Source organism: Leptospira limi (genome assembly GCF_026151395.1).
GTDB classification, from domain to species: Bacteria; Spirochaetota; Leptospiria; order Leptospirales; family Leptospiraceae; genus Leptospira_A; species Leptospira_A limi.
Genome location: NZ_JAMQPV010000001.1, coordinates 2,567,431 through 2,593,001, shown reverse-complemented (window position 1 = coordinate 2,593,001; position 25,571 = coordinate 2,567,431). Strand labels below are relative to the sequence as shown.

Below are 25,571 nucleotides of genomic sequence, written 5' to 3'. Positions count from 1 at the left end.
CAATTCTGTGATAGTTTCGCTGTGCATGAATACCAAGGACGCTTGCTTTGCGAAGATCATTTCAATAAAGCATGTAACAGACTCCTAAACCTTGTCATCTATGGAACTTTGTTAAAATCATAATAATCGGAATTGGAATCAATGAAAACAGGAACGAAAATATTATTATTACCTATCTCCTCTTTGGCTCTCACCTTCATTTTTTTTAATCTTATCTTTGGTGAGGTTAAGGGTTGGGATCTATATGTTTGGATCTTCTTTCTTTTCGTTACGATGGTTGTCATCGATGTCTTGGATTACTGGGTGAAGAGAGTATGAAGTTGAGTCCAATTGAAGCCAGAATTCAAAAATTGAAATCTCGATTAGTGCATATAAACTTAGTAAAATCTGAGTTTGAACTTTCTCGTTACAATCCTAAAACTGAAAATCTTCGAACTAAAATTTTGAATCAGCTAGAACATGATAAGTATATACATATAAAAGAAATAAAAACCCTCTCTGCAATTTTATCAGAACTCAAAGCCGACAATATTAAATCAATGGAGAAGGAAATGAGGCCACCCGTTCGTTTAGAAAAGTTAAATCAATTTATCGATGGTGAAGAACAATTTGAAGCCTTCATTCATGAGCATGTTGTTGAAAGAGGAAGTTTCGAACAGTGCCAAAGGACTCTAAGAATGAACGGTGAATTCGTCACCAGAGGAAGCATTTATTCAAAGAATAAAGAAGATTCATCGGAGGTAATAAGATGAAAGATTACACAAAACTAGCAAAGGAATTTTCAAAGAAAGGGGTCAGATTGAATTCAAATTTGGATTCCTTCTTAATAGCCTTACAGAACGCAAAGGAACCAAACGAAGATCCTATTAGTCAATGGGATGCAATCCGTATTCTCCAAACTATGGTTTGGTTAGAATGGTGTCACACTTTTGGTTTCACAATTGATTTAGATGTCGATGCAATTATCGACGAAGAATCTTTTAAAGAGGAAATGAAGTTAAGAGGTTATGATCCAACTCTCGGAATTTCGATGTACGAATCAATTAGGGAGAATCTAAACGATGAAACGAAGGAACCTAAATCGAGCATTGAATCTAATCTGGTTTCTAGCGACATTACAGCTTCTCAAGGAGAATCCAACCAAGGAGAGAATGGAACAGATTCTAAAACTCTGGAATCAAATGAAACTAAGGGAGAAGCCCAAGATGGTAGCTCTAAAAGCGGTTGATCCTAAGTCGGCATATATGGACTCAAAAAATCTTGTACCGATTTGGAAAAGGGAAATAGAGAAGATTGATTTAGAAATTCAGGTACTGGAAGGTGATCTTGAAACCGCAATCGATAACCTCAACTACATTAAAGACAAAAAAACAAAACTCAAAAAGCAAAAGGAAATTGCCTTGAAAAAAGCGATGGAAGACCAAGGCCTCTTTCAATGAATGTGATTCGTTTGCATAAAGACGAATTTATTCTCGACATATACTACGATGTCGAACTCGGAAATACCCACGTAGCAGACCACGGAGTTACTGACTTGGAACTTTATGAGTTTTTTTCACTAGAAAAATACTTGGCGATAAAAAGAAAAGATGGTAGCTTTGAGGCTGTGGGAATGACTTCCAATCGCTCCTTAAAAGTGATTTTTAGAAATCAGAAGATGACAAAGAAACAAAAACATTTTTTTGTCATTACTGCTTGGGAGTATAAACTAAGCAAAGATGAAACGGACGCTATTCGATCCAGGGAAGATTTATGAAAACAAAAGTTGCATTTAACATTGTAACCCCGACGAAAGCTGAGGATAAAAAGATAAAAAAGATCCTTTCCGATGTTGAAAAGAACAAGGATACTTTTGATTTATCTAAGGCAAAACATCCAGATGGGAAAGCAATAAAGAAAAAAACAAAAAAAGCCTCTTGACTTAAACTCACCCTTACACCCCGAAATATCGATTATGCGAAAAATCGAAAAAGTCGGGGAATACACTCGAACTAGACAACCACTTTTTACATACAAACAAACGGTAGCAGATTGTTTTGATCTTGCTCGTTTGTATTGGAAAGACCTTCTCCTATTCAAAGCCAACGGCGTTCCATTAGAGGATTTATCAATTCGTGAGTTTTACGAATATATTAAATCAATTCGGTATGTAAAAGATCCCGACAGAAAGGAACACGTAAGCAGGCCAAAGATTCTATTGGAACGAGCGAATACAGATCATCCATTTGATTGTGATGATAGATCCATTTTGGCACTTAGTTTCTTTAAACTTCAAAACAATTTAAAAGGAACAAGATTCAAAACAAGATTAGCTGTCACTGGTCGATATGCAAAACCCAAACACATCTATGCTGAATTTAAAGACGAAAATAATTTAGAAAGCCAATGGACTCCTTATGATTGTACTTATCCTTGGAACAATTTTGGTAAAACTTTATATATTCCACAGTTCAAAAGAGTTTTTTATGAGGAAAACCATCCAGTTAAAAAACATTGATTCACTTTAAATATATATCATTAATTAGTATTAGGTTGTATTGGTTTAATACTTGTTAAGGTTTTAATCTTTTTTCTGTTTACAGTTTTTCATTTTATAAAGTGATTCTGTTAAGCGAAAATGTCACAAGTAGAATCAATTCGATTAGAGGGGGACGAAGCTCCCCCTCAATCGGTCAAAAATATTTTAGTAAGTTATGATTCAATTCTTCATGGAGAAGAAATTGATTCACCTTTGTTTTCAAACGAACCTGTCTTCCTTTCTGGAGACGATGGAGAAGAATATCTTCTCTTAGGTGAGGATGAAGATACAGGATATCTTGTCTATGGTTTCGAAGATGAAAACGGAGACGCTGTCCTTGTCTTTGGAGACGATGAAGGAAACGTACATGAATATGAAACCTTAGAAGGATTTAGCTTCAAAGGTTTCAAAGGTTTTAGTCTTCCTAAAATGCCGAAAATGAAACTCGGTAAACTTCCAAAAGTAAAATTCAAAGCTCCCAAAATCAAAACAAGCGGCTTAACTAAAGGATTTAGCAAAGTCGGTAAAGGCATCTCTAAAGGTGTCAGTAGTGTTGGGAAAGGTATTTCTCAAGCTGGAAAAGCATATACAAAGCATCTTTCTGATGTCGGCAAAGGAATTTCTAAGGGTGTAGGTCAACTTGCAAAAGGTGCGGGTGATATTCTATCACAAGTAGCTCAAGGTGCTGGAAGCCTTCTTAGTCCTGACTCTGGAATGCCTGAAGAGGAACCAGAGGAAGAAGAAGTCGAGGAAGAATACGAAGAAGAAATTCCAACTGAAGAATATTCAGAGGAAGAAAGTGATCAATATTATGAAGAAGAGGAAGAAGAAATGAGTGGCGAACTTGGATTTGCACAATTTATTCCAATGGCGATGAGTGCAGCTTCGACCATTCAACAAAACCAAGCTGCAAAGAGTGCAAAGAAAAAAGTATCAAAGCAAAAGGCAACGGATGCAATCCTTAAAGCACTCTCTCAAACTAACAAGCCTGTGAAAATCAAAAAGGCCACTCCCACAAAAGCGGCAAGTATTAAAATAGCAAAGCCAACTTCAAGTGCGGCTTATGCAAGCGGTAGTTCAACTTCACGAGGAATCTTAGATTCTGAAATTACCCATAAGGTTGATAGTGATAGCAAAAACACCATCTTGTTAGTTGGTGTTGTACTCGGTGGATTATTTTTATTTAAAAAATAAGTAAGTAGGTAAGCGAAAAATGTTCGGATCAACAAAACGAAAAAAAAGAAAACTTCCAAAAAAGCCGAAGGCTCCAAAGGAATCAGCTTCCATTGAAACTTGGAAGCGATACGGCGAGCGTATTAAGGCTTGGGAAGCAAAGGTAAAGGCAAAAACAGAGCCTTTGAAAAAGAAGAAAGCACTTATCAACCAAATTCGAAGTGCAGCGTCCAGAGTAAAGGCGGCTTAATATGAGTTTTAAACAAAACATCATGTCAGGAGCTAAACTTGGTGGAGCTGCCTTTGTTGGTTATGCTTTGAACCGATTCCTTTCAACTATGGAGTATTCAAAGCAAATCATGAAAGAATCTCCTGAAACCGGAGCTGTAATTGTGTCCGCTGGTATAACAGTGGGAGCAATCAAATTACAAGACAAGATTAAGGACAAACTAGTCCGGGTCGGTATCGTTGCTGGTTCTGCATCCGCTACGCTTCATTTGGCAACTAGAATTCCAACGGTTCAAAATGCCCTTCCTGCTGGTGTTGTAAGTGCGTTAGCCGGTGAAACCGATGAATACATCGAAGTATCTGGAGAAGAAGCTGAAAACCAAATCAATGCGGAAGTTGATCGAAGAATTCAACAAGCATTCAGTGAAGGAAAGATTCAATATCTTGCTCCAAGTGAAAGTTCGCAAGTTGGTGAATCAGAACCAGTTTATGAATTTGGTAACGATGAATTCGAGGAAGAAGAAGAAGTCTCCGGTGCTGAATCGGTCTTCGACCTTGTGTAAATGATTTCAAAAAGCGAAAATAGGTAAGCGAAAAATGCAAACACAACAACAACCGACACAAGCACGTGTTAATAAAAATCCAAATGCGAGAAAAACTGTTCAATCTGAAATTTCTCTTCTTATGCAAAAGGGCGGAATCCCAATTGAGCTTCAATCAGTTGCAAAATTAGCAACAGGGGATAAATCATTTGGTTTCTTTTCCGGAAATGAAGACCGAGCAAACTATGGTCATTTAGCACATTATGGCCTTGGTGGAAAAAATCCTATCGAATCCCAAAAAGGGAAACTTGTAGGTTTCCAAGCTGAACTTCACGGGCCAGACTTTGCAGCTTTAAATCTCGCAGGTGATGGTACCTACAATGTTTTAGATGCAGCGAACAAACTAATCAACTTGATTCGATTTAAAATAACAAAGAACAAAACCGTTCTAAGAGAAGGATCTTTCAAGTCGATCATTGACCCGCTTCCAAGAGTATTGAAACCGTTTAAGATTGGTGATGGAATTACAAACGGTCATGAATCTGTGGCTGTTGTCCATACTCAAACCGGAAACATTGAAGAAAGAAACTCTGGATTAAGAGTTCTTTATCTTCCAGTGGAATTCTCAAATAACGATTCATTTGTTTTTGAGGCTTGGTTGCCATCGCAAGGAACTGGAGTTGATGCACCGTTAAACAATCACCTTTTGGTTGTTACTGCCCTAGGTGTGGAATTTCCAAAATAAACGTTTCTAAAGAAACTAATTCAATTTTAAGACCGGCGAGAAGCCGGTCTTTTAAACGGTACGCGAAAAATGAATACTAAAGTAAATTACAAAGGCCATGACTATACATTGTTAGCTGGAATGAACAAAGCAGTCAATCCTGTTAATGGTGACAGTTATACGAAGGCTATGACTATCGAAAACAATACAAACAAAGACGGGCGAGTTATTGGTGTTGTATTAAGATACAAAGGTGAGATTGATGATGTTTGTATAGAATTCAAAACTTCTAAAACAAAAAACAATCCTCCGATTTCTGGAGACCTTGCATTGGCAGTTTTAGGATCTAAGATTTCTCCAAACCTTTCAACGCCTGCATTTCAAATTTTCCCATTTCCTGGTGATGGAATTTTGATTCCAAAGAATCTTTCAATTGAAATTCATTTAAAGACTTGGGCTATTGCAGTTCCTGAACGAAGTGTAATGGTAGCACTTCTTATGGAAGAATTGGACGACTCGAAGGAAGTGGTTCAGAAATAATAATGGAACGTCGAATTTCCCATCCATTTTCATTTACGCAAGACTATCGATCTTCTTCGGAATTACCTCCTCCGATTTATACAGAGACTTTCAGTATCGGAAAAATAGATATTGAAAAAGAGAAGAAGTTAGTGATTCGAAACGCACTTGTTCAGAGTTATTTCTTTAGATCAACTCAAGCACTTTCGAATCCGGTAACTCTTGCTCTTGTGTTAGCTGATAATTTGGAAGAAGTTCTAAATGACGGATTTAATAAGTTAGTTGATTATGGATCAGGAATTTTTGCACCAGAAAACAATATCCCTGCAAACACTCCATTCCCTGAATTAAGTGTTGCAGATAAGATTTCTAGAATGCCAACAATTGTCTGTTACGAAGACATTTTAGAATATGAAGAATATATTGATGAGGAAAATTTTTCTAATCCTCAGTATGATTTTGCTTCAGCTTCTAAGTTATTAATTGGCAATACGTTAGTTGATACATTTCTCTTGAATGGAACTCCTTATCCAGTCCCCGGAGATATTCCAATTAAAAATCCCAATGGAAAGAATTTCCTTTATTTCTTTCCTTATACTGCTAAATGCCAACGTACTAGAGTTGCGATGAGTGGACGTATCAATTTCTCAATCATTTCTCTATCTGATGAAGATGAGGAGGAATAGAGAATGTCTAAAGGTATCTATTCCGCTTGGTTGGATTGGCCAGTTGGTGGAGAAATTTTTGCAAACATATATGCAACTGATTGGGAAAATGAATATGTTGAATTTGCCGAAATTTCTGATTTAGATGATTTAAGAGATTCAATCTTAGATCAGTTTAATGAATTAACAGAAAGGTTCGATAGACTTGCTCATGGTGAAGCACCTTCTCAAGATTCAAGAAATGGTCATAGGAAATATCTATGGGAATTCTTTGAACTTATTTCAACCGATCAAATTGATGGATACAAACAACAAATGCAATTTTTTTCCAATGCACTTGGAGAAAAGATCAATGGTTTAGATTCAGATAGTGCGACGGGAATTATAATTTCCAATGCAAATCCGGTAAGACCTCGCATCGTACAAAATAAACCTAAATGGGAAGATATACAGTTAAAACCTAGCGTATTTCCACCTGCTATACATTCACACGAGCCTTCGGACTTTCCTGATTTAACTTTGGAGATAAATTCAAAAATACCTTTATCTCAAAAAGGTGTTTCAAATGGAGTTGCTTCTTTGGATGCTTCTGGAAAAATTCCAGCTTCTCAGGTTCCAGTATTCGATCCAGCATTACAAATCGTTAATACTATTGTACAAAGAAATGCTTTAACACCAATAGGAAACCTTCCCGTTTACGTAAAGGATGCAACAGGAGATCCCACTGTATCAACAGGAGGAGCTTTTTATCTATTTGAAATTGCTTCATCAACATGGATTAAACTATCCGAAATGGAATCAATGGACATTATCCAGTCTTGGATTAATATTATTGATAAACCTACAACATTCCCTCCCGATCCTCATAGCCATACAATTGCCAACATCACTGGATTACAAACACAACTAGATAGTAAGCGAAATAACGGAAATATTCCTGCTTCCGAAATTGAAGAATCTATTTACAAACGATTCGTTTCTGATTCCGAAAAGAGAGTTTGGAATAATGAAGTCTTCGAATTCGGAGAACTATATGGTTCAATTCCATTCGGTACCATTTTCAATGGTAATCGCACTGTAAAAGTAAAATTAATCGGGAATCTTACTATCTCATCTCTAAATGGTGGATATGAAGGAAACGTTTATCTAATCGTTTTCACACAAGATGAAACAGGAGGAAGAACGATAACACTTCCTTCAAATGTAAAAATACCAACTGGTGAAAGTCCAGACCTTGGAGCAAATAAAGTTTCCATCTTAACCATGTATTTTGATGGAACAAACTATCTTGGATCTTGGAAGAAAGGTTGGACTTAAATGTTAGCAAGCCTTATGTCTGTAACCCAAACTCTGCTTGGTTATGCAAATGTTTCTTATGAATATCAAGGAGCACAGCCTTGGGCTTGGGTAGAAGTTATCGCAGAGTATGATAAACATTGGATTCGAGATGGATGGGGAAATTTAATCTGTTTCGAATGGATCTATTCTTGGGGAACATATCAATGCCAATGCTTAGTTAATGGAGAATGGAGAACTGGACAAATTGATTATACTCCATGGCCATGGATGGCCGTAAGTCCAGATCCAGCTTATGCAAGAGAATATCGACCTCAACCGATTCCATGGATTGCTTCTGGGGATGTCGGATATAAATCCCTAACAGAATGGAACAGTCTTCAATTAGATGTAACTGCCGGGACAAAAAGAAATTTAGTGGGAACTCCAGTTTACGGATAAATGTATGGAAATCGGATTTCAAGAGTTAGTTGGTGCTGTGACAGGATTTTCTATTTACTATGTAAACTCACAAGTAAATCAGAAAATTGCTAAAACCAAAGAAGAGTTAAACGAAAAGATACAATCCAACACTGACAAAATCACAGAAGTGAAATCTGAACATGATCGTAACAATGATAAGGTCATGTCGGAACTTTTGACTCTAAATAAAAATTTAGAAAGAACTGAAAATACGATGAGGAAGTTCTCTGATGAGTCTTCAGCTACAAGAGATTTAGTTTTAAAAATTTATGAACAAATTATGGGTCTTGGTAAGAAACAAAACAATAAGGGAAAAAAACAATGAGCAATATAAACTATTATATCAACCGATTTCTAGAAACCATGCCAACGGAATCTTTTATTCCTGGCTGGGATGTTCCATGGATACCAAACAGTAAAAACAGCGTTCCTCGTTATGCGTTGGATTACTCGTTAAGCGGAGTAACACAACCGATAGGCTTTGATATTGATACTTTCAACTATTTAAGCCAATTCAAAGGCTTTAAGCACAATGCAGAATTGAAACGACTTTCTTTTGTAGTAAAGAAAGAAACTGTCTTTCGGAAAACTCTTGCTTCTACTCTTTTTTCTACGGATGAAGAGATCCAGAAATTTAGAGAAACAATCTTATCAAAGCATCCATCTTTGAATCAATTGAAGGAGTATGTTTTTGAAGAAGGCGGTTTAGTTGATCCCATCCGAACCATTGCAGATTCAACCGGAACCAAAAAAGATGAAGTCAAAGATGGATTAAAGTACGGAACCTATGCAGCCGTAGGTCTTGGTCTTTTTCTTTTGCTTAGAAAGTAAATGAGTTTAGAAGTAACACAGGCCAACAATTCAATTGATCTAGTTACTTCTAGACTTCAATCTTTTTGGAAAGATTTGAAGAGGACAATTCCGGAGGCGGAATTGTTTGAAACTAAAAGAACAAATGAAAGACAAACCTATCTTTACTCTTTGGGAAGAACGAGATCCGGAGAGATTGTGACTTATGCGACCGCCGGGAATTCTCCACATAATCACGGTTTAGCTTTTGATATAAGGAATGTCAATTTTACAAACAGAGAAAAGGACATTCGAGAGTTACTGAGTAAAAACTCAGATATAGCATGGGGAATGGATTTTTGGAGAATCGACACAAAAACAAAGAAGAAAATAAAATTTCCAGATCCAGCGCATTTTCAAATCAAAGGTTGGAGAAGATTTGTTCCCGGACTCAATGGCAAGATAATCTTCCCTATAGTAGCAGTTATTGGAATTTCAATTTATAGTTTAAGAGGTAAGCGAAAATGAAAGGTCGAGTTTATGTTTATGTACCAACAAACAAGAAGTACAACTACCCAAAAGTAGAAGGACTATTGTATAACACTCAAGAGAAGAGATTTTCTTTTCTATCTGAAGTCGATTCAAATGGAAAAGCAATCGGAGAAACTGCCGGTAAAGCTATCCGGGATTTTCAAACAATGAATCCGGGTGTTGGAATTATTAAAGTTGAAACAAAACCAATTTCAACTACAACCCAAACCCCACCAAAGGCAAACGTGACCACAACTCAAACGAACGCTAAAGAAAAATCTGGTTCAAGTGTTCTTTTGGTAATAGCAGCGATTGCAGCCGGTTTTTTCTTCTAGTTAAAAGATGGATTCATTTACAGATCATCTCTTAACGAAAACAGATTATCTCTCTCAAAGAGATAATATAAATCCTTACACCATCGAGGACGGAAAAGTTTTCGATAAAAAGGGAAAGTATCTTTTTGATTTAGAAGACTTTGAAAAATACGAACACCTACTATATGATCGAGTTACAAAGTGTTTTATATCTGCTGGTTCCATGTTCTGTGGATTCTTACACGAAAGAAGAATTATAAAAACTATTGTCGATGAAGTCGCTTATGAACTTGCATTAGACAAAGTAATGAAAAAGGGAGAAACAAGATTCCTTTGGGCAGTTCATAAAAGACTGATGAACGAAGTCATTCTAAAGGACACGGACTTCACATTTGATTTTGAAAAGGCTACTCTTTCAGCAATTCAAAAAATCATGAAGAAAGGAGATCCTTTGATGATTTCACTTTACATAAAGGATTGGTATCCTTCGGGAAAAGGTCATCTAACATTTGGAAGTGGATACAGAGAAGACTTAAATGGAAAAATACTTGGTTTTATACTTAAAGATCCTTTCGGAAAACTTTTAACTAATTACAAGGACCATGACGGGGCCAATTCGTTCATTCCACTTCAGGACTTTAAGAAGGCAATCAATGGTCCATCGAAAGCACCTTGTCACATTGGATTTTTACAGGAAAAAAAATGAAAAGCGAAAACAAAATTTTAAACTTCTTACATAAGTTCGGGATTGCAATTTTCTTCTTAGGATTTATTGCAGATGCAATTCTTCAGTATTTTGAGCGTGCTCCTGAAGTAAAAATCCTTGGAGATAATTCTTTCCCGGCTTTTTGGTCTTTGTCTATATTGGGAATCATATTTATTGCTTCTCCGATATATCCGACTGCTTGGGAAAAGTGGCGTACCCGGAATTCATTTGGTACGTGGCCACAACTGAAGAGGAAAAGAAAATGAAAGTATTCATTTGTTTATTTATTTTCTTTTTTGGATGTCTTAGCGTTCCTCAAAACCCATCTTCTAAGCCCCTGACGAGCCTTCTACGCAGCTCTGCAAAGGAAAAGAAGGATCTAGGAGACCAAAAGACTTCGGAGCTTCTAGAAGCAGCAGCCGATACAATTGACTCCTCTGATGAGAATGCACGTATTGCAATTGCAAACCAAGCAAACACAGTAAAGGAAAATTCTGATCTTCAAAGGGATGCAGGTTTTACGGAAGGATTAAAAGCATTGAGAAACTGGTCTATCGTTGCACTGTCTCTAATTGTTTTAATTCTAGGATTGTATGCTTATATAAAAGGCAAAATCAAAATACCTTTTTTACCTTCGCCTTAAAAAGTTATTCGTCTCCGGATACGGAACTCCGGAGAGTCTCAGCACTCACATTCAATTTTAAAATCTCCTCTAGATATTCTATCTCTTTCAAATCGAAAGAGCTTTTTTCTTTTTTATCTTTCAAAAACTTTATTCGCCTATCGTAAGTATATTGATAATCACTTGTCTTATGTAGAATAGATCCTAAGATATCCGAGTGAGTTGGATTAAATCCATTCTGTTTTATAAATTCCTTTCTATACTCTTCCCATGATAAAACTAAATTATGTTCGCTTAAACGTGCTTGGATCTTGATAGAATTTCTCATAGCACTTTCTTAATACTTACTTTTCTCTTGACAAGCCTTATAAAAATCATTCATTCACTTAATATGTACTTTGTGGTCACTTGGTTTTTACTTGCTAATCACTTAGTTTTCACAAAGATACTACAAAAAACTAAGCGAAAAGGTAGAAAATTTGTATGGTTGATTCAAACGATGCGTTCCGCAAAATGAAAACTCTTTACGGAAAAAGGAAGAACGAGTTTCCTGATTCTGATTACTCTTTAGAATTATTTACTGAAAAGTCAAAAGTAGTGATAAAAGGTGAAGATATTCCAACTTCCTTCCAAGTAATAAATACAAACTTAGAAAATCCTCATTTTATCAACTATGAGCTGAAGAAAGATGGAAATGTAATTGGCTCTGGATCATTGAAAGAGTTTAGTCCTTTTGAAAAGAAACAAGAGGAAGTTCCTACTCCTCATCTTCCGACCACTCCCCTAGATATTATGAAAGCCACATTTGAAATGAATCGAGTTTATGCTGAAGACTTAGAAAGAGTTACCAAAAAGTATTCTGACAAGTTCGCTGAATACGATCAAGAAGTAGAACAAAGGATCAACAAACAAAAAGAAAATTTGAATGAGAAACTCGATTCTATTGAGTTTGCAAATAAACGAAGAATGGAAATCCAAAATGAAGAGTTTGGATTGGAAAGAAAGCGTTGGGAATTGGAGAAAGAACAAATTCTTGCTCGTAAGCGAATTAGAGAAGATCGATTTCGATTTACAGATGTTCTAGGAAAAGTTGCTGAAGGGGCAATGGAAGCCTTGTCTGCAAATCCGGAACAATCAGTAAATCTATTGGTTACTGGTGTAAAATTTTTGGGTAAGGCTTGGAGGGGAGAACCTTTCGAAGTTGAAATTCCATCATCATGAAAAAGAAATTTCCTTTCGGTCGTATTGCAATTGCTATATCAAAGGCAATACTTAAAGAAGGAACTCCTTATTTATTAAAAAAAATAGATCCGAATCTTAAAATGGAAATAGAAAAGTTCCAGTTGCATAAAAAGCAAGTAGAACGGCAAGAAAAGATTCGGAACAAGTTATTTCCAAATTCAATTGAAGTAAAAGATTACCAGGTAACAGAAAATGACGAATGAAGAGAAAATATCTAAATTAGTATTAGTAATGGATAAAGTAGAAAAGTTTGTGTCGGCAAAAATGCCAGGTTCAGCTTTATTTAGTCCGGAATTGAAATTCATTAGAAATGAGATTAAAGAACTAAAAAGCGAATGTAATCTTAAGACCAGCTAACAAAGTATACAAGTTGATTCCAGTCTATCCTTCCTGGTTGTTCAAAGAAGGAAAAATTACAACGATTTATAAATGTCTTTTCTTAGACCTATATCAATTACTTCGAAATCACCATCATCTAATTTTAAAATTAGGATTCGAAAATCACCAACTCTTATCCGGAAACAATTGTCTTTACCTTGTATTTTCTTTACGTTTGAATTTGAAGTTGATTTGAAGGAATGAATTTTCTGCGCTATTCGTCTAGAATCCTTCTTCGGAAGGTCTTTCAAATATTTTGAAGCCTTCGAAGAAATTATCATGTATAATCTTTTATGTTAAATACTTTAGATCCTTTTGTTGGTTTTCCATCATGATTTTCAATTTTGTCACGGAGAGAAGGTGACAAAGTCTTAATTTCTAGTAGACCAATCAGATCATAAAAATCGGTTACAAGCAGATCCATTTCATTAGAAAGTCTCGCATAAATAGAATCAGAATTTTTACTTTTCTTTGGATAGGAAGGTATAAGTTCTAATTTATCTTCTAATGGATACAAATATGACAAAATCTGTCTCGCTCTTTGTGGAGAGTATTCGTTTACTTTATTTAATGCAGTTTTCAAACTCTTTCTAACATCGTGAATTTCTTTAATAAGATTTTCCGCGGAGTGGTCTTTTTCTTTTGATTTAGCTTCAACTTCAATAATCCTTACTTTGGGACTACTCAACGCTTGGGTAATCTCAAATTTAGTAGAAACTGCTGCTATAGTAAAATCCAATGCTGCGATCATGTGTAAACCATCGGCAAAATTGTTTTTAAGTCAATCTCCAAATTTTAAAAAAATTTAAAATTACCGAATTAAGTATTAAAGCCCTAGTTTTTAATAATCTTAAAACTAGATTAATACTCAGACTCCTAGTATATTAGACTCGAATTTGACAAATAAAAACCTAAATTGGGCATAACAATTTATAGATAAAAAACGAACAGCTGAAAAGAAAGGTCATTTCCTCTTACTTCAATTTAGTTTTCTAGCCAAAAAACATTTTTTCTAGTTTTCCCTTTTGAGTAAAAAGTTCAGCAAAATGTCGAAGTTTATGTCCCCTGGTCAGTTTTCCACCTAACGCCTAAGTCAAAAAAACGATTTTGCCTAGTACCCGGAAGGCTGTCCGAAACACTAGTTTTTTGTCAGGCCTTCCGGGATTCCTTCTTTTTGTTCCGAAGTTTTTCCTTCCTGAATTCATCCCTAGCAATTTCCATTAATTCAAATTCAATTCTCTCCCTTGGAAGCAAAGGATAGAAGATTTTTGATCTCATCCCGTCCAAAGCATGTTCATCAAATTTCTCTATATGATCAAAAGAGATGTCTTCAAACAAAACAATGAGACTATTTAGTTCGCTAGATATTGAATCTAATGTTTCATATAAATTAATATCATCCGGATTTTTGATTGAGATAGAATCATTGACTTTTCTAATGAGAGACAAAATACTAAATCTAGCTTTTAAGGCGTTTTCATAAATTTCTACAAAATCCTTCTCAGCCAAAAAACCATTTTTTTCTTTATATATCAGAAATTGATTAAGAGCTTCATTCAATGATTCTAATTGACTTGTGTTTTCTTTGCGATCTTTATAAAAATTGTAGAAATCGTTGTATGATTTCATTGAATCTTTGAGTTCTCCATCATGGATCAACTCTTGAATAAAATCAGTAAAGAACAAATCACGCATCACTTGTTTTCGAATCCAAGACCCGAAATCTTCATCACTCATAGAATCTATTACATCGACCACAAAACACCTCACAAACGGTGAAAACGTATTTTAATTTCTTGGATAGAAAAAAATTACTCAATCCAATTTTCCCCGGCTAGAAAGGTTTTCGGAGAAATAATGTCTCTAATGTCTCCTTGTCTTTTAATAAAATCAAATATAAAATAACAAAAAGTATTACTTTGTAGTTGACATAATTCCGTCACTTGGTAGTCTTTTGATAGTTACCAAACTTGGGGCTAAGGGGGTGGGGAGTGTTGGCGATACAGAAAGAAAAGACCGTAACTTTTAAATGTGAAGAAGATTTAATTGCAGCAGCCGAAGTATATGCTGCAAATAATGAAATGGATCGTTCAAAAGTTATTAGATTAGCTTTAAAACGATTTCTAAATGTTTCGCCGGTTGAAAAAAAACGATCGGCAAAGAATTAAAGAATGATAGATTTGATTTGGGGGCGGATGCCCATGATACTGCACAACCGTGTAGGCAATACATCCCAACAAGGATTGCACCTACTAGTTCACAGAAAAAACCAAAAAAGGCAACCTGTGCTAATAATTTAGTTCCACTTAAATTAAGTAAGGTGGAGATGAAAATCATACCAATCGCAATCCAAATAAATCCTGTATTACCTAGTTCCACTCCTAGTAGGTTACCTAGAAAAGGGGCACCACCAACGGCGACCGCTGCAACGGATGTAAACAAAGCCCAAGCATAAACCCACGCGGCCATCCAAGCAAACTTATCGCCCACAAGTCGGAGTGACCAAGGGTAAATCCCCCCAGAGATTGGGTATTGGGATACCACTTCGCCAAAAACCAAACAAACCAAAAATTGACCTAACCCTACAAGGAGATAGTTCCAAACCATGGGTGGTCCACCTGCCTGGATGGCTAGGGCAAATACGGAATATACACCCACAACGGGAGACAGATATGTAAAACCGAGGGAAAAATTTTCCCAAAAACTCATACTCCGGTCAAATTCTGATTTTAATCCGAGGCTCTTTAATTGTTCGGCATCTCGGTCTAAGTATGTTTGGTCCATTCCATTACCTTTTGTTTGGTCGTAATTGGATTGGTTTTACAAGAGGGCTTCTTTTCTACAAACGATTTTGTTTTTCCATTGACGGAACAAGAAATGACCGAATCCTCTTTTACTTACGGGAAAACGAATGAAAAAAAGTATACTCTTCTTATTAACTTGTCTGTTTGCACTTTCTTGTGCAAGTTCTGAATCGAAAGATGCTGGTTCCAATGAACCTGGTCTTATGGATAAATTGATCGAAAAAGCAAATTCCGAAGAAGGCCAAAAAGCCATTCAAATGGGAAAAGAAAAACTCCAAGATCCTGAAACACAAGAAAAGATCAAAGGGATGATGTCTAAGGATAAAAAGAAAAAAGACCCAACAGCCATTCCTGGCCAATAACAAACTGAGGTTCGTTTAGGCTCCATTGGTAAAGAGTGCCAGGGAGCCTTTCTCTTCAATCGAATCGCACATGATCAGGATCTCCTCCTGAAATTTCAAAAATCTGTTTTAAAATCCAGTGACTAACATTTGTTATATAACTATTCTCACAAAAATAAATCTACGAAAAACTCACTAACTCTGTATCATTCTCCAAACAAAGTTTCGAATCCATTTGGATTAAATCTTCCCAAGTATGACAAAATTGATTAATTCACTACCTACGAGTATGATTTGAACCAAACGTAAATTTGTCGATTTATGGTTGGACAAACGTAATTCTTTTTCTATTATAAGAAACTACCAAATCCATTATAATTTGAGACTAGCAGATTCTGGAATGGAAGCAGAGGGTTTCATAAACAAATACCCTTGGGAATAATCAATTCCCAAAGACTCAACTAAATCTTGTATGGCGGGGCGGTCTACAAATTCGGCAACTACTTTTGCACCAATTCCTCGTGCTAAGTCTACTATACCTTGTACTAATAAGTATGCTGTTTTGTTTTCAGGAAGATTTTTGATGAACTTACCGTCAATTTTCAAATAATCAGGGTTAAATTCCAATAATCTAGCTAAGTTCGAATATTGTACGCCAAAATCATCGATCGCTATTTGGCAACCTATCGTTTTTAAATCCTTAATGGTGGATAAACTATGTTTGTGTTCTGAAAAACTGATGTCTTCTAAGATTTCGAAGGTCACACGTGTAGGATCTATTTTGTAATGGGAGAGCCTTGATTCAACCCATTTGCTAAAACTTTTATATTCTAATTCTGATTCGGTTAAGTTGATCGAAAAATCGTAAGGGAAATTGGAAAAATACTGCATGGACTCATCAATCATTTGTAAGCCAATCATGCGAATGCTTCCTGTGACTTTTGCTAATTTCAAAAATACATCTGGTGTTAAAATTGTATCTCTGTCTTTAATCCTTGCTAAACATTCAAATTTTCGTATTTCCTTTGTTTGGTTGTCTAAAATTCCTTGGAAAAAAGGAACAATCTGCTTATTGGAAATGGCAGAATGGATTTTTTGACTGAGTTGGAAGTTTTGTAAGTGGTGGTCTGTTGATAAATCTTCTGTATAAGATACAAAATCCATTGAGTTTTGTATTTCTGCTTGGAAGAGTGCAAGTTTTGCTTTGTAATAACAATCTTCCTGTCCCGTGGCTGATGCATATCTACAATCCAAATGGAAACCGACACCATCCAAATAAAATTCATCAGATTTGAGCATCATTCGGAAACTTCGAATGGTATCAACTAATGCTTGTTCAGAGAGGTTGGACAGGATTGCAATTTCATCCGAATACAAATGGAAAACCTTGTGTTCATTCTGTAAATGTACTGTGAGAAGCTGCAATAATTTGCGAAAAATCTTACGATACACTTCTATCCCAAATGTTTTAATGATTGTTGGGAAGGTAACAATTTTAATGAGTAAAATCGTTTGGTTAGTGTTGGCAAACTTATTGTTTTTGAGTTCTTTTGCTAGGGATTCAAAATTTGGAAATTTTGTATCACGGTGGAAATACAAAGAATCTGCTAATTCTTTGTTTTTTTCTTCCAATGATTTTTCTTGGAAAAAAGCGTCGATTGCCTGTTTGATGGTGAGTTCCAAATCATGTGCATCCCATGGTTTGGATAAGTATCGGTATAAACATCCATGATTGAGTGCATTCCCGATGGCCTGTGCAGGAGCCTGTCCCGTTAACATGATTTTTTTGGTACGGGGATGGGTTTTTTGCATTTCGATGAGAAATTCATCACCTTTTTGGCCTGGCATCACATGGTCGCAGATGACAACCGCTAAATCAGCTCCACTGCTATCAATTTCTTTCATAATTTCTTTGGCAGTTTCTGCGCTTTCGGCAGTTTCTATGGTAAACCCTGAACCAAAGACTTTCTTTAGCTGTTCTTTCAGGTTCCAGAGGATAAAGAATTCATCATCAATGCATAAGATGTAAGGTTTTTCGTTCAAAGGGATTCCTGGAGAAGCGTTTTAAATGAATCCGAATCTTCAGATTATGCAAGAATTATTTGCAGTTGACAATTTATCTTCTTTGGTTCTAATTTAGCCGTTCCAAGGTACTTGGGGCATGCATTTCTTTTTAAGAGGACAGGAATGGTTTCAAATAAAATTTATGTAGGGAATTTAAAATTTTCCCTCAAGGAAGAGAATATCCGGCAAATTTTTTCAGTGTATGGAGTGATCCAAGATTTGAAAATGATACATGATCGTGAGACAGGTAATTTTAGAGGGTTTGCTTTTATCACATATGCAAATCCAAGTGAGGCGGAAGAAGCTGTGGCCCAAATGAATGGACAACCTGTGGATGGTCGCAACCTAAAAGTTACGTTCGCCGAGGACAAAAGAAAAGAAAAACAGAATTAAAATTCTCTTTTCTTACCACCACCACCAAATAAAGAAGGAGGATGACCTCATCCTCTGCATCTCCTGTTCATAAAATAGAAGATTATTCTCCCTGCCTTTGGTTCACCCCAAAGGTTCATTTGCGGTTCGATTTAGACCCCCACCTCACAGTTGTCAGAGCCGATTACGAAGTAAAGTCCAATGGAAACAAAATTTCCCCTTTATTTTTAAATGGGGAAAATTTGGAATTTTTATCCCTGCGAGTGAATGGAAGGGTTGTTGACCCTTCCGAATATAAAATCACCGATTTAGGTTTAGAACTCATGGAACCACCAAGTGAGGTTTTCCAACTCACGGTTGAGAACCGCATTTGCCCCAATCAGAATACAAGTTTAGAAGGATTGTACCAATCTGGATCCATGCTCTGTACACAAAACGAACCAGAAGGTTTTCGTAAGATTGTATATTCCATTGATCGCCCAGACAATATGATGAAGTTTACGGTCACCATTGCCGGTGATCCAACTTATTTTCCTGTTATGTTGTCTAATGGAAATTTAAAAGAAGAACACCCACCAGTGAGTGGCAAAAGAGAAGTGGTATGGGAGGATCCATTCCCAAAACCAACATACTTATTTGCGCTAGTTGCAGGAGAATTAATCGAAACAAAAGACGAGTTTGTTACAAAATCAGGAAGGATTGTCACACTCAAAATTTTTGTCGAAAAGGGTAATGAAGAAAAAGTCAGTTTTGCATTCGAATCCCTAAAACAAGCGATGAAGTGGGATGAGGATACCTTTGGATTGGAATATGATTTAGATTTATTTATGATTGTTGCCGTGGAAGATTTTAACATGGGAGCGATGGAGAATAAAGGTTTAAATCTTTTTAACGCAAAACTTGTACTAGCTGATAAAAAATCGGCAACAGATGAAACCTTTGAATCGATTATGGCAGTGATTGGCCATGAATACTTCCACAATTGGACAGGGAATCGTGTCACCTTACGGAACTGGTTCAATTTAACGTTAAAAGAAGGTCTTACTGTTTTTCGCGACCAATGGTTTACGGAAGACATGACTGACCCCGCTGTCAAACGTATCAAAGATATTTTGTTTTTGAAGGAACACCAATTCCCGGAAGACCAAGGTCCCATGGCTCACCCCATCATTCCAAAATCATATTCGGAAATGAATAATTTTTATACGGTGACAGTGTATGAAAAAGGGGCAGAAGTCATTCGACTGGTTTCGCAAATCCTTGGAAGAGAGGTATTTAAAAAAGGCCTTCAGGATTACCTCACTCGTTTTGATGGCCAAGGTGTCACTTTTGAAGAATTTATCTCCAGTATGGAAAGAGCACACGGTAAAACAATTCCTTATCTAAGGAACTGGTACCACCGAAGTGGGACTCCTATCTTACATGTGGAGGAAGAATTTGACCAAAGTAGTAAAGAATGGGTGTATCAAGTAAAGGACAACACGGATACAAATTTGCCTCTTGTCTTTGTCAATTCATACGCAGCATTTGATTCGAATGGAAAATTGATTACTGAAAACAAACGAATCCAAGAAGGAACTATCGATGAAATCAGAATCAAAACACCAAATGGTTCCGAATCAAAACCAATTGTTTCTTTTTTTCGAGGGATGTCGAGTCCAGTACTTTTAAAATCAGAAATGACAAAAGAAGAGATCCGGATTTTAGCAGAACATGAGCCTGACGGTGTCTCTAGGTTTTTTTCCTTTCAAAACCTAATTTTTTTATGGATGTCTGAAAGCTTAAAGGATAAAAGCAAAAAAGAGAACCTAACCGATGTTTTAGAAATCATTCAATCGAGTTTCAAAAAGGATTGGGACAAAACCTATTTTAGTTTTTACTTAACCTTTCCTTCATTGATTCAGTTTTGTGAACACCTACAATTTTTCGATTATAAACAAGTGGAATTCCTTCGGAATTTTGCCATCCAAACAATTGCAGAAACTTTTACAAAAGAATTTCAGTTTTTGTATGAAGAAAATCGCAAAACGATTCCAAAACAATCCAAGGAAGAAATTGGAAAACGAAGGTTAAAAAATACAGCTCTTTACTATTTGTTAAACCATCCAAAAAAATCGTTTGAAAGCCTTGCCATCTCCCAACAAAGAGAAGCAAAACATATGAGTGAAGAAATTTTTGCGCTTCGTAGCCTAATTGAAATTGGGTCCAAAGAAAAAGAGCAGGCGATTTCCCTTTTTTATGATCAGTGGAAACACAATGCCTTGGTATTAGATGTTTGGTTTGCGGCACAAGTGGCCACTGGTGAAAACCGAATTTCTGACCTAGAACGGTTGGAAAAACACTCCAAATTCAATCTCAAGAATCCGAATAAGGTGAGATCTTTGTATTTTAGTTTTGCGAGAAATCCATTGTCTTTTCATGAACAAGAGGGGAAAGGGTATGTGGTCATTGCAGAACGAATCAAACAATTGAATGGAATCAATCCTCAAATTGCAGCGGGACTTACAAAGTTGTTTTCACAAAGTTCCAAACAAATAGGGAATTTGCCAATGATCGCCAAAAGAGAGTTAGAGGGAATCCAAAACCTCCCCCAAATATCAAAAGATTTAGGAGAGGTAGTGGGGAAAATCATTAAATCACTTTAATTATACATTGATTTTATGAGATCTTTGTACTTGTCATGTATGACATTTCGTTTCATTTTGAAAAGGTTGGTGAGTTCATCACCAACTTCCATCGCTTTCGGTAAAAAACGAAAATCAGAGAGTTTTTCAAATGATTTGAATCCATTTTCAGAAGAGATTTGTTTTTTAACAATGTTTTGGTAATACAACCTTACATCCTTATTTTGGTTGAGGTCCTCACCATCTTTCCATTGTAATCCGGCTTCCTTCATTCGGTCTTTATCAGGCCAAATCAAAGCTGTTAAGGATTTTTGGTCTTGGCCTACCACAATCACTTGGTTGATCATGGCATTTTCTAAAAGTAAATTTTCAATGGGAACTGGTTCTACGTTTTCTCCACCAAGTAATACAATCGTGTCTTTCACTCTTCCACGAACTGAAAGTGTATCATTAAAGGAAATAAAACCTAGGTCACCTGTATTCATCCAACCATCTACGATTGCTTTTTTTGTGGCTTCTTCGTTTTTGTAATAACCCTTCATCACTTGAGGTCCTTTGATATGAATGACACCCATTTTTCCTTTGGGAACAGATTCTCCTTGTTCATTCACAATTTTGACTACTGTTCCATCAGGCCATTTTCCAACTGAACCTTGGACAACATGTCCAACGGACCTAACAGAGATAATGGGGGCACATTCTGTCATTCCATACCCTTCATAGACAGGGATCCCAATGACATTAAAAAATTCGTCTACATGGGAAGGTAAAGCGCCACCACCTGAAATGGTTCCAATCAAATGGCCACCTAAAACATCTCTGATTTTGGAAAACACGAGTCCATCCAGAACTTTAGCGAGTAAAAATAAATTGAGCACATAACCAATGGAGATGGTAGTGTTTTTCATCCTTTCAAATGGAGACTCTTCTTTAGTGAGTAATTTATTTCCTGCTAAATAATCTTGTCCATCTTTGAATTTTTTACAGATATCATATGCAAAATCAAAAAGTTTCTTTTTGTTTTCTGGAGCCTTTTCCAGTTTTTGTTTGATACCTAAGTATAAGTTTTCCCAAAGTCTCGGAGCGGATGCCATAAAACTTGGTTTGATTTTTTGAAAATCGTCACGTAGGTCTCTAATGTTTGTATAGGCGATGGAAGCACCTTCTGCAATGATCGCATAATCAATGGCTCTTTCAAAAATATGCCATACAGGTAAGATGGAAAGTGTTCGGTCAGAGGACCTAAGGCCGACTCGAGGCGGAACCTTTACCACATTGTACACCATATTTTGGTGGGTTAACATCACACCCTTTGGCATTCCTGTTGTACCGGAAGTATAAATGATGGTAAATAAATCATCTGGTTTTACTTGTTTGGATCGTAATTCTAAAGAAGGAAGGTTCTTTCGAAGTGATTCACCTTCCTTCACTAGTGTTGGTAAACTAATCGCAAAAGAATCTTTAGAGACAAAGTTTGGATCTAAGATGATCACCTTTTCCACTTTTGTATTGGATAATATTGGCTTGAGCATGTCGTAGAGTTTTTCATGTTCTACAAAACAATACTTACTTTCGGAATGGCTTAGGATGTATTCGATTTCCTGTGCCGTGGAGTCCGATCCTCTTGGAACATTGACTGCTCCATTTAGAAGAGTGGCAATGTCTGCAATGGCCCATTCGGTTCGGTTATCAGCCATAAGACCAATACGATCTCCAGGTTGTAAGCCCATTTGTAAAAGGGATAAGGCTAAATTTTCTGCTTCGTGAAAGATGTCGGAAAAAGTACGTCCTTTGAAATTTTTTGCATTGTCTTTTGCAAAGAACATCTCCTTGGAACCATAGGTTCTCTTGGCATAATAAAATACATCATTCAGCGTTGTGAAATTTTTCATGAATCAAATCTATCTCCGTAGGGACTAAACTCTCACGGCTTTCGTACTTTATTCAAGTAATATTTTGATCGGTAGGTTTTACCACTAGGAGATTCTAAAAAGTTGAGGAAAAGTGGGTCTCCTTCTACTTTTGGGAAGAGGTCTAAATCCAGATATAGAGCTTGGTCTAACCAAAGTTTTCCTTCACTTTCTCTATTGGTTGCGTAGGATGCTCTTGCTAATTTGTAATACACGATAGGTAAAAATACCTTTTCTCCACCTAAAATTTGAGCTCGTTTTAAATTGGTATAAGCCTCGTCAAAATTACCTAAACTCAATTCACAGGATCCTCTATAATAAAAAAGGAAAAATCTAGGATATGCCATAAGCCTTCTCGAGTTTAGTTTTTCTAAACTCATTAAACATGCTTTAGGTTCCTTTGACATCAAATAAGCATAAGCCAAATTGAGTGAGATTTCGGGACTAATTTCACCGTTTACTTTACGGTAAATTTCGGCCGTTTTTTTATAACTTTCCTTTGCAGAAGAATAATCATTTAAAACATAAAGATAATAATAGGATTTATAAAGTAAAACATCCAAAGAATCAGATTCACAAACTCTATAGGAAAAAAATTCATCCAAAGTTTTTGTGAATGAATGAAATTCCCTTTCATTGTATTCAATGTTTGCGATTTTTCGAAGTAAGGAACAAGTGCGAAGGGTTCCATTGGGAACTTCTTTTTTATATTCAACAAGGGATTTACGATAAAATTTTAATGCTTCTTTGTATTTTTCAGAAGCTTCTAGAGATACAGCTTCTCTTTCTTCTTTTTCACCAACACCTTCACAATAGGATTCTTTATTGTTTTCAAAATAACAGACTCTTTCTTTAAAACCATTTTCATTCGCATCATACTCAATTCTCACAAGTTTACAGTTTTGGTAGTACCACCATTCATCAATGCCTCCAAAATCATTTTTGTCTTTTGTGATTTCTTTGGGACAGCCGTTACTGGCATAATAAGTAAAACTATCCTTTTTACCATTTTTGGTTTCATCTTCTTCAGTCAGATACAGTTGTCCATTTTGGTTAAAATGATCATAACGGTAGGGAAAAAATTCATTTTCATTTAGGAAAAAATGAATTTTTAAAAGGGAACTTCCATTTTTCCACCCTGAGAAACATGTGAAACTTGTTTTGCCACTTAAAAAATTTTGGGAAAGATCTCCATACAAATCAGTTAAGTGGGAACGTATGTCTTCTTTGAGCCTTGGGTAAGGGTAGTTTGAGTGGTATTTTTCAATGTACTTTTGGCAAAACCAAAATACTTCGTGATTAAAGGTCTCTTTGTGAATGAAGGAAGGACTTTGGTTGGCAAAACCAAACTGAAATCGTTTGGGACTATCATCCTCTAATTCAAATTTTTCTTTCGATTTTTGAATGGCATCCCAATAACCCTCTAAAAGTGGATTGGCATTTAGAGGGAATGTAAAAAGGAAAAGAATCGTTAAAAGGATTCGAAAACAGATCAAGATTTACTTTTTAAATACAAATCATACAGTATCGGATTTTCATATGGATTACCCACTTTGCGAATGGAAAATAATTGCAGGAGTGGTGGCCCGTTTTCTAAATAAAATGCACCATGTTCGAGGTTATATCGTATAACGCCTGTATGTTGAGTTAAGTTTCCGCCTTTGGCAACTGTATGTTCAATGATGTCTTCTTCATACAATTCTTTGTCATACTTATCTTTTAAGCCAGTGAAACAATTAATTACATAATTATCTTCGTTTGGAATGGGTTGTCCAAATTTTAGTAATTTTCCATCTAAGGTCAAAGAAAATCCTTTTTGGGTGAATTCTTTTTCTTGTTTGTCCCATACTCGGAATCGAATTGTGAATGCCATAACAGGAACCAATTTAAGTAGGACGAAGTCCTTTCCAAGGAAAATTCAAAAAAAAATCAGTGGTCAATGGATGAATTCTAGAGGATCTTAGCCCCATGAAGGTGATTTCGGTTTCCAATATCAAAGGGGGAAGTGGTAAATCCACAACAGCAGCCCACTTGGCTTGTGCTTTAGCAAGAAGAGGGAAAACGCTCATTGTTGATATGGACATGCAAGGGGATTTAACTGACTTTTCTTTGCCTGATTTAGATTTATCTGCGCTAGATGAATCGAATGTAATGAGTGTCCTACTCGGAATGAAAAAAATTTCCGATTGTATTCGAAAAACAAAACACTTTGATGTTTTACCTTCCACTCTCAGTTTGGCAAAACTCACAAAATACAATCCTGATTCCACAAGTTTATGCCTTCAATTCAAACGTTCTTTAGAAGAAGTACGTAAAAATTACCAATTTGTTGTGATTGATACTCCGGGTTCGGCAAAACATGAACTTACAACTGCGATTTACAATTCGGAACTGATTTTAATTCCAGTCACACCCAGTAAATGGACCATTCGGGCCGTCAATCTATTGTTAGATGAAATAACACAAACGGAAACAGTTTTTAGTCAAAGGAAAAAAATTGCCTTTGTTCCTTCTTGGTTTGGTCCATCCAAAAAACACCGAGAATTGTTGGAAAAATTAAAAGCCATTGAAGAAATTCCAACATTAGGGGAAATTCCAAAATCAGAATCCATTAAGGCAAAAACAGAAAAACAAGAATCCTTAAAGAAGGACACAAATGCTTGGTATGCATTTGATCGTTTGGCAGACGAAACCATTGCCCTTGTTGACCCGGAAAATTCGATTTCCCAAATTCGATTGTAACGAAC

At 36.1% G+C, this 25,571-nt stretch carries 35 protein-coding genes; 26 read left to right on the top strand and 9 right to left on the bottom strand.

Annotation, left to right across the window (positions count from 1 at the left end):
* The first annotated feature begins 248 nt into the window (after positions 1-248).
* From ND812_RS12015 to ND812_RS11920, 20 genes are all read left to right on the top strand, one after another.
* Entirely contained in the window at positions 249-752 is a 504-nt protein-coding gene (locus ND812_RS12015; protein ID WP_265375647.1) for a hypothetical protein, read from the top strand.
* On the top strand, positions 749-1,228 hold the full coding sequence (locus tag ND812_RS12010) for a hypothetical protein (RefSeq protein ID WP_265375646.1): 480 nt from the start codon (positions 749-751) through the stop codon (positions 1,226-1,228). The genes ND812_RS12015 and ND812_RS12010 overlap by 4 nt, the downstream gene beginning before the upstream one ends.
* Positions 1,206-1,439 carry a hypothetical protein gene (locus ND812_RS12005; RefSeq protein WP_100766337.1) on the top strand — a complete coding sequence of 78 codons (234 nt, stop codon included), beginning with the start codon at positions 1,206-1,208 and terminating at the stop codon, positions 1,437-1,439. The genes ND812_RS12010 and ND812_RS12005 overlap by 23 nt, the downstream gene beginning before the upstream one ends.
* Positions 1,436-1,756 carry a hypothetical protein gene (locus tag ND812_RS12000; protein ID WP_100728697.1) on the top strand — a complete coding sequence of 107 codons (321 nt, stop codon included), beginning with the start codon at positions 1,436-1,438 and terminating at the stop codon, positions 1,754-1,756. The genes ND812_RS12005 and ND812_RS12000 overlap by 4 nt, the downstream gene beginning before the upstream one ends.
* A complete protein-coding gene (locus ND812_RS11995) occupies positions 1,753-1,920 on the top strand; it encodes a hypothetical protein (RefSeq protein WP_165780934.1) in 168 nt (55 codons plus the stop codon). Before ND812_RS12000 ends, ND812_RS11995 begins: the two co-directional genes overlap by 4 nt.
* A gap of 34 nt (positions 1,921-1,954) precedes the next feature.
* On the top strand, positions 1,955-2,497 hold the full coding sequence (locus ND812_RS11990; protein WP_265375645.1) for a hypothetical protein: 543 nt from the start codon (positions 1,955-1,957) through the stop codon (positions 2,495-2,497).
* 120 nt (positions 2,498-2,617) lie between these two features.
* Entirely contained in the window at positions 2,618-3,712 is a 1,095-nt protein-coding gene (locus tag ND812_RS11985; RefSeq protein ID WP_265375644.1) for a hypothetical protein, read from the top strand.
* Between the two features lie 230 nt (positions 3,713-3,942).
* Positions 3,943-4,482: a hypothetical protein gene (locus ND812_RS11980; protein WP_100766334.1), complete on the top strand. Its 540-nt coding sequence runs from the start codon at positions 3,943-3,945 to the stop codon at positions 4,480-4,482.
* Between the two features lie 34 nt (positions 4,483-4,516).
* On the top strand, positions 4,517-5,206 hold the full coding sequence (locus ND812_RS11975; protein WP_100766333.1) for a hypothetical protein: 690 nt from the start codon (positions 4,517-4,519) through the stop codon (positions 5,204-5,206).
* A gap of 69 nt (positions 5,207-5,275) precedes the next feature.
* A complete protein-coding gene (locus ND812_RS11970) occupies positions 5,276-5,725 on the top strand; it encodes a hypothetical protein (protein WP_100766332.1) in 450 nt (149 codons plus the stop codon).
* 2 nt (positions 5,726-5,727) lie between these two features.
* Positions 5,728-6,390, top strand: coding sequence for a hypothetical protein (locus ND812_RS11965; RefSeq protein ID WP_100729140.1), 663 nt, complete (start codon positions 5,728-5,730; stop codon positions 6,388-6,390).
* A gap of 3 nt (positions 6,391-6,393) precedes the next feature.
* Complete coding sequence (locus tag ND812_RS11960) at positions 6,394-7,686, top strand: hypothetical protein (RefSeq protein ID WP_265375643.1); 1,293 nt, start codon at positions 6,394-6,396, stop codon at positions 7,684-7,686.
* On the top strand, positions 7,687-8,106 hold the full coding sequence (locus tag ND812_RS11955) for a hypothetical protein (protein WP_265375642.1): 420 nt from the start codon (positions 7,687-7,689) through the stop codon (positions 8,104-8,106).
* Positions 8,107-8,110: 4 nt separating this feature from the next.
* Positions 8,111-8,452 carry a hypothetical protein gene (locus ND812_RS11950; RefSeq protein ID WP_100729023.1) on the top strand — a complete coding sequence of 114 codons (342 nt, stop codon included), beginning with the start codon at positions 8,111-8,113 and terminating at the stop codon, positions 8,450-8,452.
* Positions 8,453-8,490: 38 nt separating this feature from the next.
* Entirely contained in the window at positions 8,491-8,958 is a 468-nt protein-coding gene (locus ND812_RS11945; RefSeq protein ID WP_265375641.1) for a hypothetical protein, read from the top strand.
* Entirely contained in the window at positions 8,959-9,444 is a 486-nt protein-coding gene (locus ND812_RS11940; protein ID WP_265375640.1) for a M15 family metallopeptidase, read from the top strand.
* A complete protein-coding gene (locus ND812_RS11935) occupies positions 9,441-9,782 on the top strand; it encodes a hypothetical protein (RefSeq protein WP_265375639.1) in 342 nt (113 codons plus the stop codon). The genes ND812_RS11940 and ND812_RS11935 overlap by 4 nt, the downstream gene beginning before the upstream one ends.
* 7 nt (positions 9,783-9,789) lie before the next feature.
* Positions 9,790-10,467 (top strand): hypothetical protein, encoded by a 678-nt coding sequence (locus ND812_RS11930; protein ID WP_265375638.1) that lies wholly within the window; start codon positions 9,790-9,792, stop codon positions 10,465-10,467.
* Positions 10,464-10,733 carry a hypothetical protein gene (locus ND812_RS11925; protein WP_100729028.1) on the top strand — a complete coding sequence of 90 codons (270 nt, stop codon included), beginning with the start codon at positions 10,464-10,466 and terminating at the stop codon, positions 10,731-10,733. Before ND812_RS11930 ends, ND812_RS11925 begins: the two co-directional genes overlap by 4 nt.
* Positions 10,730-11,110, top strand: a complete 381-nt coding sequence (locus ND812_RS11920; protein WP_265375637.1) for a hypothetical protein — start codon at positions 10,730-10,732, stop codon at positions 11,108-11,110. The genes ND812_RS11925 and ND812_RS11920 overlap by 4 nt, the downstream gene beginning before the upstream one ends.
* A 4-nt stretch (positions 11,111-11,114) precedes the next feature.
* On the opposite strand, the gene ND812_RS11915 is transcribed toward ND812_RS11920, so the two are convergent.
* Positions 11,115-11,417: a hypothetical protein gene (locus ND812_RS11915; protein ID WP_265375636.1), complete on the bottom strand. Its 303-nt coding sequence runs from the start codon at positions 11,415-11,417 to the stop codon at positions 11,115-11,117.
* 155 nt (positions 11,418-11,572) lie between these two features.
* Between ND812_RS11915 and ND812_RS11910 the strand changes: the two genes are divergently transcribed.
* Positions 11,573-12,310 (top strand): hypothetical protein, encoded by a 738-nt coding sequence (locus tag ND812_RS11910; RefSeq protein ID WP_100766322.1) that lies wholly within the window; start codon positions 11,573-11,575, stop codon positions 12,308-12,310.
* Entirely contained in the window at positions 12,307-12,534 is a 228-nt protein-coding gene (locus tag ND812_RS11905; protein ID WP_265375635.1) for a hypothetical protein, read from the top strand. Before ND812_RS11910 ends, ND812_RS11905 begins: the two co-directional genes overlap by 4 nt.
* A gap of 210 nt (positions 12,535-12,744) precedes the next feature.
* On the opposite strand, the gene ND812_RS18445 is transcribed toward ND812_RS11905, so the two are convergent.
* The 4 genes from ND812_RS18445 to ND812_RS11890 form a co-directional block, all read right to left on the bottom strand.
* Positions 12,745-12,990 (bottom strand): type II toxin-antitoxin system RelE family toxin, encoded by a 246-nt coding sequence (locus tag ND812_RS18445; protein WP_407658517.1) that lies wholly within the window; start codon positions 12,988-12,990, stop codon positions 12,745-12,747.
* Positions 12,987-13,460: a hypothetical protein gene (locus tag ND812_RS11900; protein ID WP_265375634.1), complete on the bottom strand. Its 474-nt coding sequence runs from the start codon at positions 13,458-13,460 to the stop codon at positions 12,987-12,989. The genes ND812_RS18445 and ND812_RS11900 overlap by 4 nt, the downstream gene beginning before the upstream one ends.
* 398 nt (positions 13,461-13,858) lie before the next feature.
* Entirely contained in the window at positions 13,859-14,446 is a 588-nt protein-coding gene (locus ND812_RS11895; protein ID WP_265375633.1) for a hypothetical protein, read from the bottom strand.
* A 363-nt stretch (positions 14,447-14,809) separates the two neighbouring features.
* A complete protein-coding gene (locus ND812_RS11890; RefSeq protein ID WP_265375632.1) occupies positions 14,810-15,493 on the bottom strand; it encodes an APC family permease in 684 nt (227 codons plus the stop codon).
* 127 nt (positions 15,494-15,620) lie between these two features.
* Between ND812_RS11890 and ND812_RS11885 the strand changes: the two genes are divergently transcribed.
* Complete coding sequence (locus tag ND812_RS11885) at positions 15,621-15,875, top strand: hypothetical protein (protein ID WP_108959252.1); 255 nt, start codon at positions 15,621-15,623, stop codon at positions 15,873-15,875.
* A 351-nt stretch (positions 15,876-16,226) separates the two neighbouring features.
* Here ND812_RS11885 and ND812_RS11880 read toward each other — a convergent pair whose 3' ends face one another.
* Positions 16,227-17,897, bottom strand: a complete 1,671-nt coding sequence (locus ND812_RS11880) for an EAL domain-containing response regulator (protein ID WP_265375631.1) — start codon at positions 17,895-17,897, stop codon at positions 16,227-16,229.
* A 144-nt stretch (positions 17,898-18,041) separates the two neighbouring features.
* On the opposite strand from ND812_RS11880, the gene ND812_RS11875 reads away from it, so the two are divergent.
* Both ND812_RS11875 and pepN read left to right on the top strand, forming a co-directional pair.
* Positions 18,042-18,311: an RNA recognition motif domain-containing protein gene (locus tag ND812_RS11875; protein WP_100728010.1), complete on the top strand. Its 270-nt coding sequence runs from the start codon at positions 18,042-18,044 to the stop codon at positions 18,309-18,311.
* Positions 18,312-18,352: 41 nt separating this feature from the next.
* Positions 18,353-20,935 (top strand): aminopeptidase N, encoded by a 2,583-nt coding sequence (gene pepN, locus ND812_RS11870; protein WP_265375630.1) that lies wholly within the window; start codon positions 18,353-18,355, stop codon positions 20,933-20,935.
* Here the strand turns inward: pepN and ND812_RS11865 are convergent.
* Genes ND812_RS11865 through ND812_RS11855 form a run of 3 tightly spaced genes read right to left on the bottom strand, consistent with a single transcriptional unit; the run spans position 20,932 to position 24,697 of the window.
* Positions 20,932-22,806: an AMP-dependent synthetase/ligase gene (locus ND812_RS11865; RefSeq protein WP_265375629.1), complete on the bottom strand. Its 1,875-nt coding sequence runs from the start codon at positions 22,804-22,806 to the stop codon at positions 20,932-20,934. The two genes, pepN and ND812_RS11865, sit on opposite strands and share 4 nt — an antisense overlap.
* A gap of 32 nt (positions 22,807-22,838) precedes the next feature.
* The gene (locus ND812_RS11860; protein ID WP_265375628.1) at positions 22,839-24,320 is read right to left on the bottom strand and encodes a tetratricopeptide repeat protein; all 1,482 of its coding nucleotides are present in this window, start codon (positions 24,318-24,320) and stop codon (positions 22,839-22,841) included.
* Complete coding sequence (locus ND812_RS11855) at positions 24,317-24,697, bottom strand: YopX family protein (RefSeq protein ID WP_265375627.1); 381 nt, start codon at positions 24,695-24,697, stop codon at positions 24,317-24,319. Before ND812_RS11855 ends, ND812_RS11860 begins: the two co-directional genes overlap by 4 nt.
* Before the next feature lie 95 nt (positions 24,698-24,792).
* Between ND812_RS11855 and ND812_RS11850 the strand changes: the two genes are divergently transcribed.
* Positions 24,793-25,566, top strand: coding sequence for a ParA family protein (locus tag ND812_RS11850; protein WP_265375626.1), 774 nt, complete (start codon positions 24,793-24,795; stop codon positions 25,564-25,566).
* Positions 25,567-25,571: the final 5 nt, after the last annotated feature.

Bases quoted from the DNA above. Each gene is read 5' to 3' on its own strand.
- ND812_RS12010 (WP_265375646.1), top strand. From the start codon at position 749: ATGAAAGATTACACAAAACTAGCAAAGGAATTTTCAAAGAAAGGGGTC.
- ND812_RS12005 (WP_100766337.1), top strand. From the start codon at position 1,206: ATGGTAGCTCTAAAAGCGGTTGATCCTAAGTCGGCATATATGGACTCA.
- ND812_RS12000 (WP_100728697.1), top strand. From the start codon at position 1,436: ATGAATGTGATTCGTTTGCATAAAGACGAATTTATTCTCGACATATAC.
- ND812_RS11995 (WP_165780934.1), top strand. From the start codon at position 1,753: ATGAAAACAAAAGTTGCATTTAACATTGTAACCCCGACGAAAGCTGAG.
- ND812_RS11990 (WP_265375645.1), top strand. From the start codon at position 1,955: ATGCGAAAAATCGAAAAAGTCGGGGAATACACTCGAACTAGACAACCA.
- ND812_RS11985 (WP_265375644.1), top strand. From the start codon at position 2,618: ATGTCACAAGTAGAATCAATTCGATTAGAGGGGGACGAAGCTCCCCCT.
- ND812_RS11980 (WP_100766334.1), top strand. From the start codon at position 3,943: ATGAGTTTTAAACAAAACATCATGTCAGGAGCTAAACTTGGTGGAGCT.
- ND812_RS11975 (WP_100766333.1), top strand. From the start codon at position 4,517: ATGCAAACACAACAACAACCGACACAAGCACGTGTTAATAAAAATCCA.
- ND812_RS11970 (WP_100766332.1), top strand. From the start codon at position 5,276: ATGAATACTAAAGTAAATTACAAAGGCCATGACTATACATTGTTAGCT.
- ND812_RS11965 (WP_100729140.1), top strand. From the start codon at position 5,728: ATGGAACGTCGAATTTCCCATCCATTTTCATTTACGCAAGACTATCGA.
- ND812_RS11960 (WP_265375643.1), top strand. From the start codon at position 6,394: ATGTCTAAAGGTATCTATTCCGCTTGGTTGGATTGGCCAGTTGGTGGA.
- ND812_RS11955 (WP_265375642.1), top strand. From the start codon at position 7,687: ATGTTAGCAAGCCTTATGTCTGTAACCCAAACTCTGCTTGGTTATGCA.
- ND812_RS11950 (WP_100729023.1), top strand. From the start codon at position 8,111: ATGGAAATCGGATTTCAAGAGTTAGTTGGTGCTGTGACAGGATTTTCT.
- ND812_RS11945 (WP_265375641.1), top strand. From the start codon at position 8,491: ATGCCAACGGAATCTTTTATTCCTGGCTGGGATGTTCCATGGATACCA.
- ND812_RS11940 (WP_265375640.1), top strand. From the start codon at position 8,959: ATGAGTTTAGAAGTAACACAGGCCAACAATTCAATTGATCTAGTTACT.
- ND812_RS11935 (WP_265375639.1), top strand. From the start codon at position 9,441: ATGAAAGGTCGAGTTTATGTTTATGTACCAACAAACAAGAAGTACAAC.
- ND812_RS11930 (WP_265375638.1), top strand. From the start codon at position 9,790: ATGGATTCATTTACAGATCATCTCTTAACGAAAACAGATTATCTCTCT.
- ND812_RS11925 (WP_100729028.1), top strand. From the start codon at position 10,464: ATGAAAAGCGAAAACAAAATTTTAAACTTCTTACATAAGTTCGGGATT.
- ND812_RS11920 (WP_265375637.1), top strand. From the start codon at position 10,730: ATGAAAGTATTCATTTGTTTATTTATTTTCTTTTTTGGATGTCTTAGC.
- ND812_RS11915 (WP_265375636.1), bottom strand. From the start codon at position 11,417: ATGAGAAATTCTATCAAGATCCAAGCACGTTTAAGCGAACATAATTTA.
- ND812_RS11910 (WP_100766322.1), top strand. From the start codon at position 11,573: ATGGTTGATTCAAACGATGCGTTCCGCAAAATGAAAACTCTTTACGGA.
- ND812_RS11905 (WP_265375635.1), top strand. From the start codon at position 12,307: ATGAAAAAGAAATTTCCTTTCGGTCGTATTGCAATTGCTATATCAAAG.
- ND812_RS18445 (WP_407658517.1), bottom strand. From the start codon at position 12,990: ATGATAATTTCTTCGAAGGCTTCAAAATATTTGAAAGACCTTCCGAAG.
- ND812_RS11900 (WP_265375634.1), bottom strand. From the start codon at position 13,460: ATGATCGCAGCATTGGATTTTACTATAGCAGCAGTTTCTACTAAATTT.
- ND812_RS11895 (WP_265375633.1), bottom strand. From the start codon at position 14,446: ATGAGTGATGAAGATTTCGGGTCTTGGATTCGAAAACAAGTGATGCGT.
- ND812_RS11890 (WP_265375632.1), bottom strand. From the start codon at position 15,493: ATGGACCAAACATACTTAGACCGAGATGCCGAACAATTAAAGAGCCTC.
- ND812_RS11885 (WP_108959252.1), top strand. From the start codon at position 15,621: ATGAAAAAAAGTATACTCTTCTTATTAACTTGTCTGTTTGCACTTTCT.
- ND812_RS11875 (WP_100728010.1), top strand. From the start codon at position 18,042: ATGGTTTCAAATAAAATTTATGTAGGGAATTTAAAATTTTCCCTCAAG.
- pepN (WP_265375630.1), top strand. From the start codon at position 18,353: ATGACCTCATCCTCTGCATCTCCTGTTCATAAAATAGAAGATTATTCT.
- ND812_RS11865 (WP_265375629.1), bottom strand. From the start codon at position 22,806: ATGAAAAATTTCACAACGCTGAATGATGTATTTTATTATGCCAAGAGA.
- ND812_RS11855 (WP_265375627.1), bottom strand. From the start codon at position 24,697: ATGGCATTCACAATTCGATTCCGAGTATGGGACAAACAAGAAAAAGAA.
- ND812_RS11850 (WP_265375626.1), top strand. From the start codon at position 24,793: ATGAAGGTGATTTCGGTTTCCAATATCAAAGGGGGAAGTGGTAAATCC.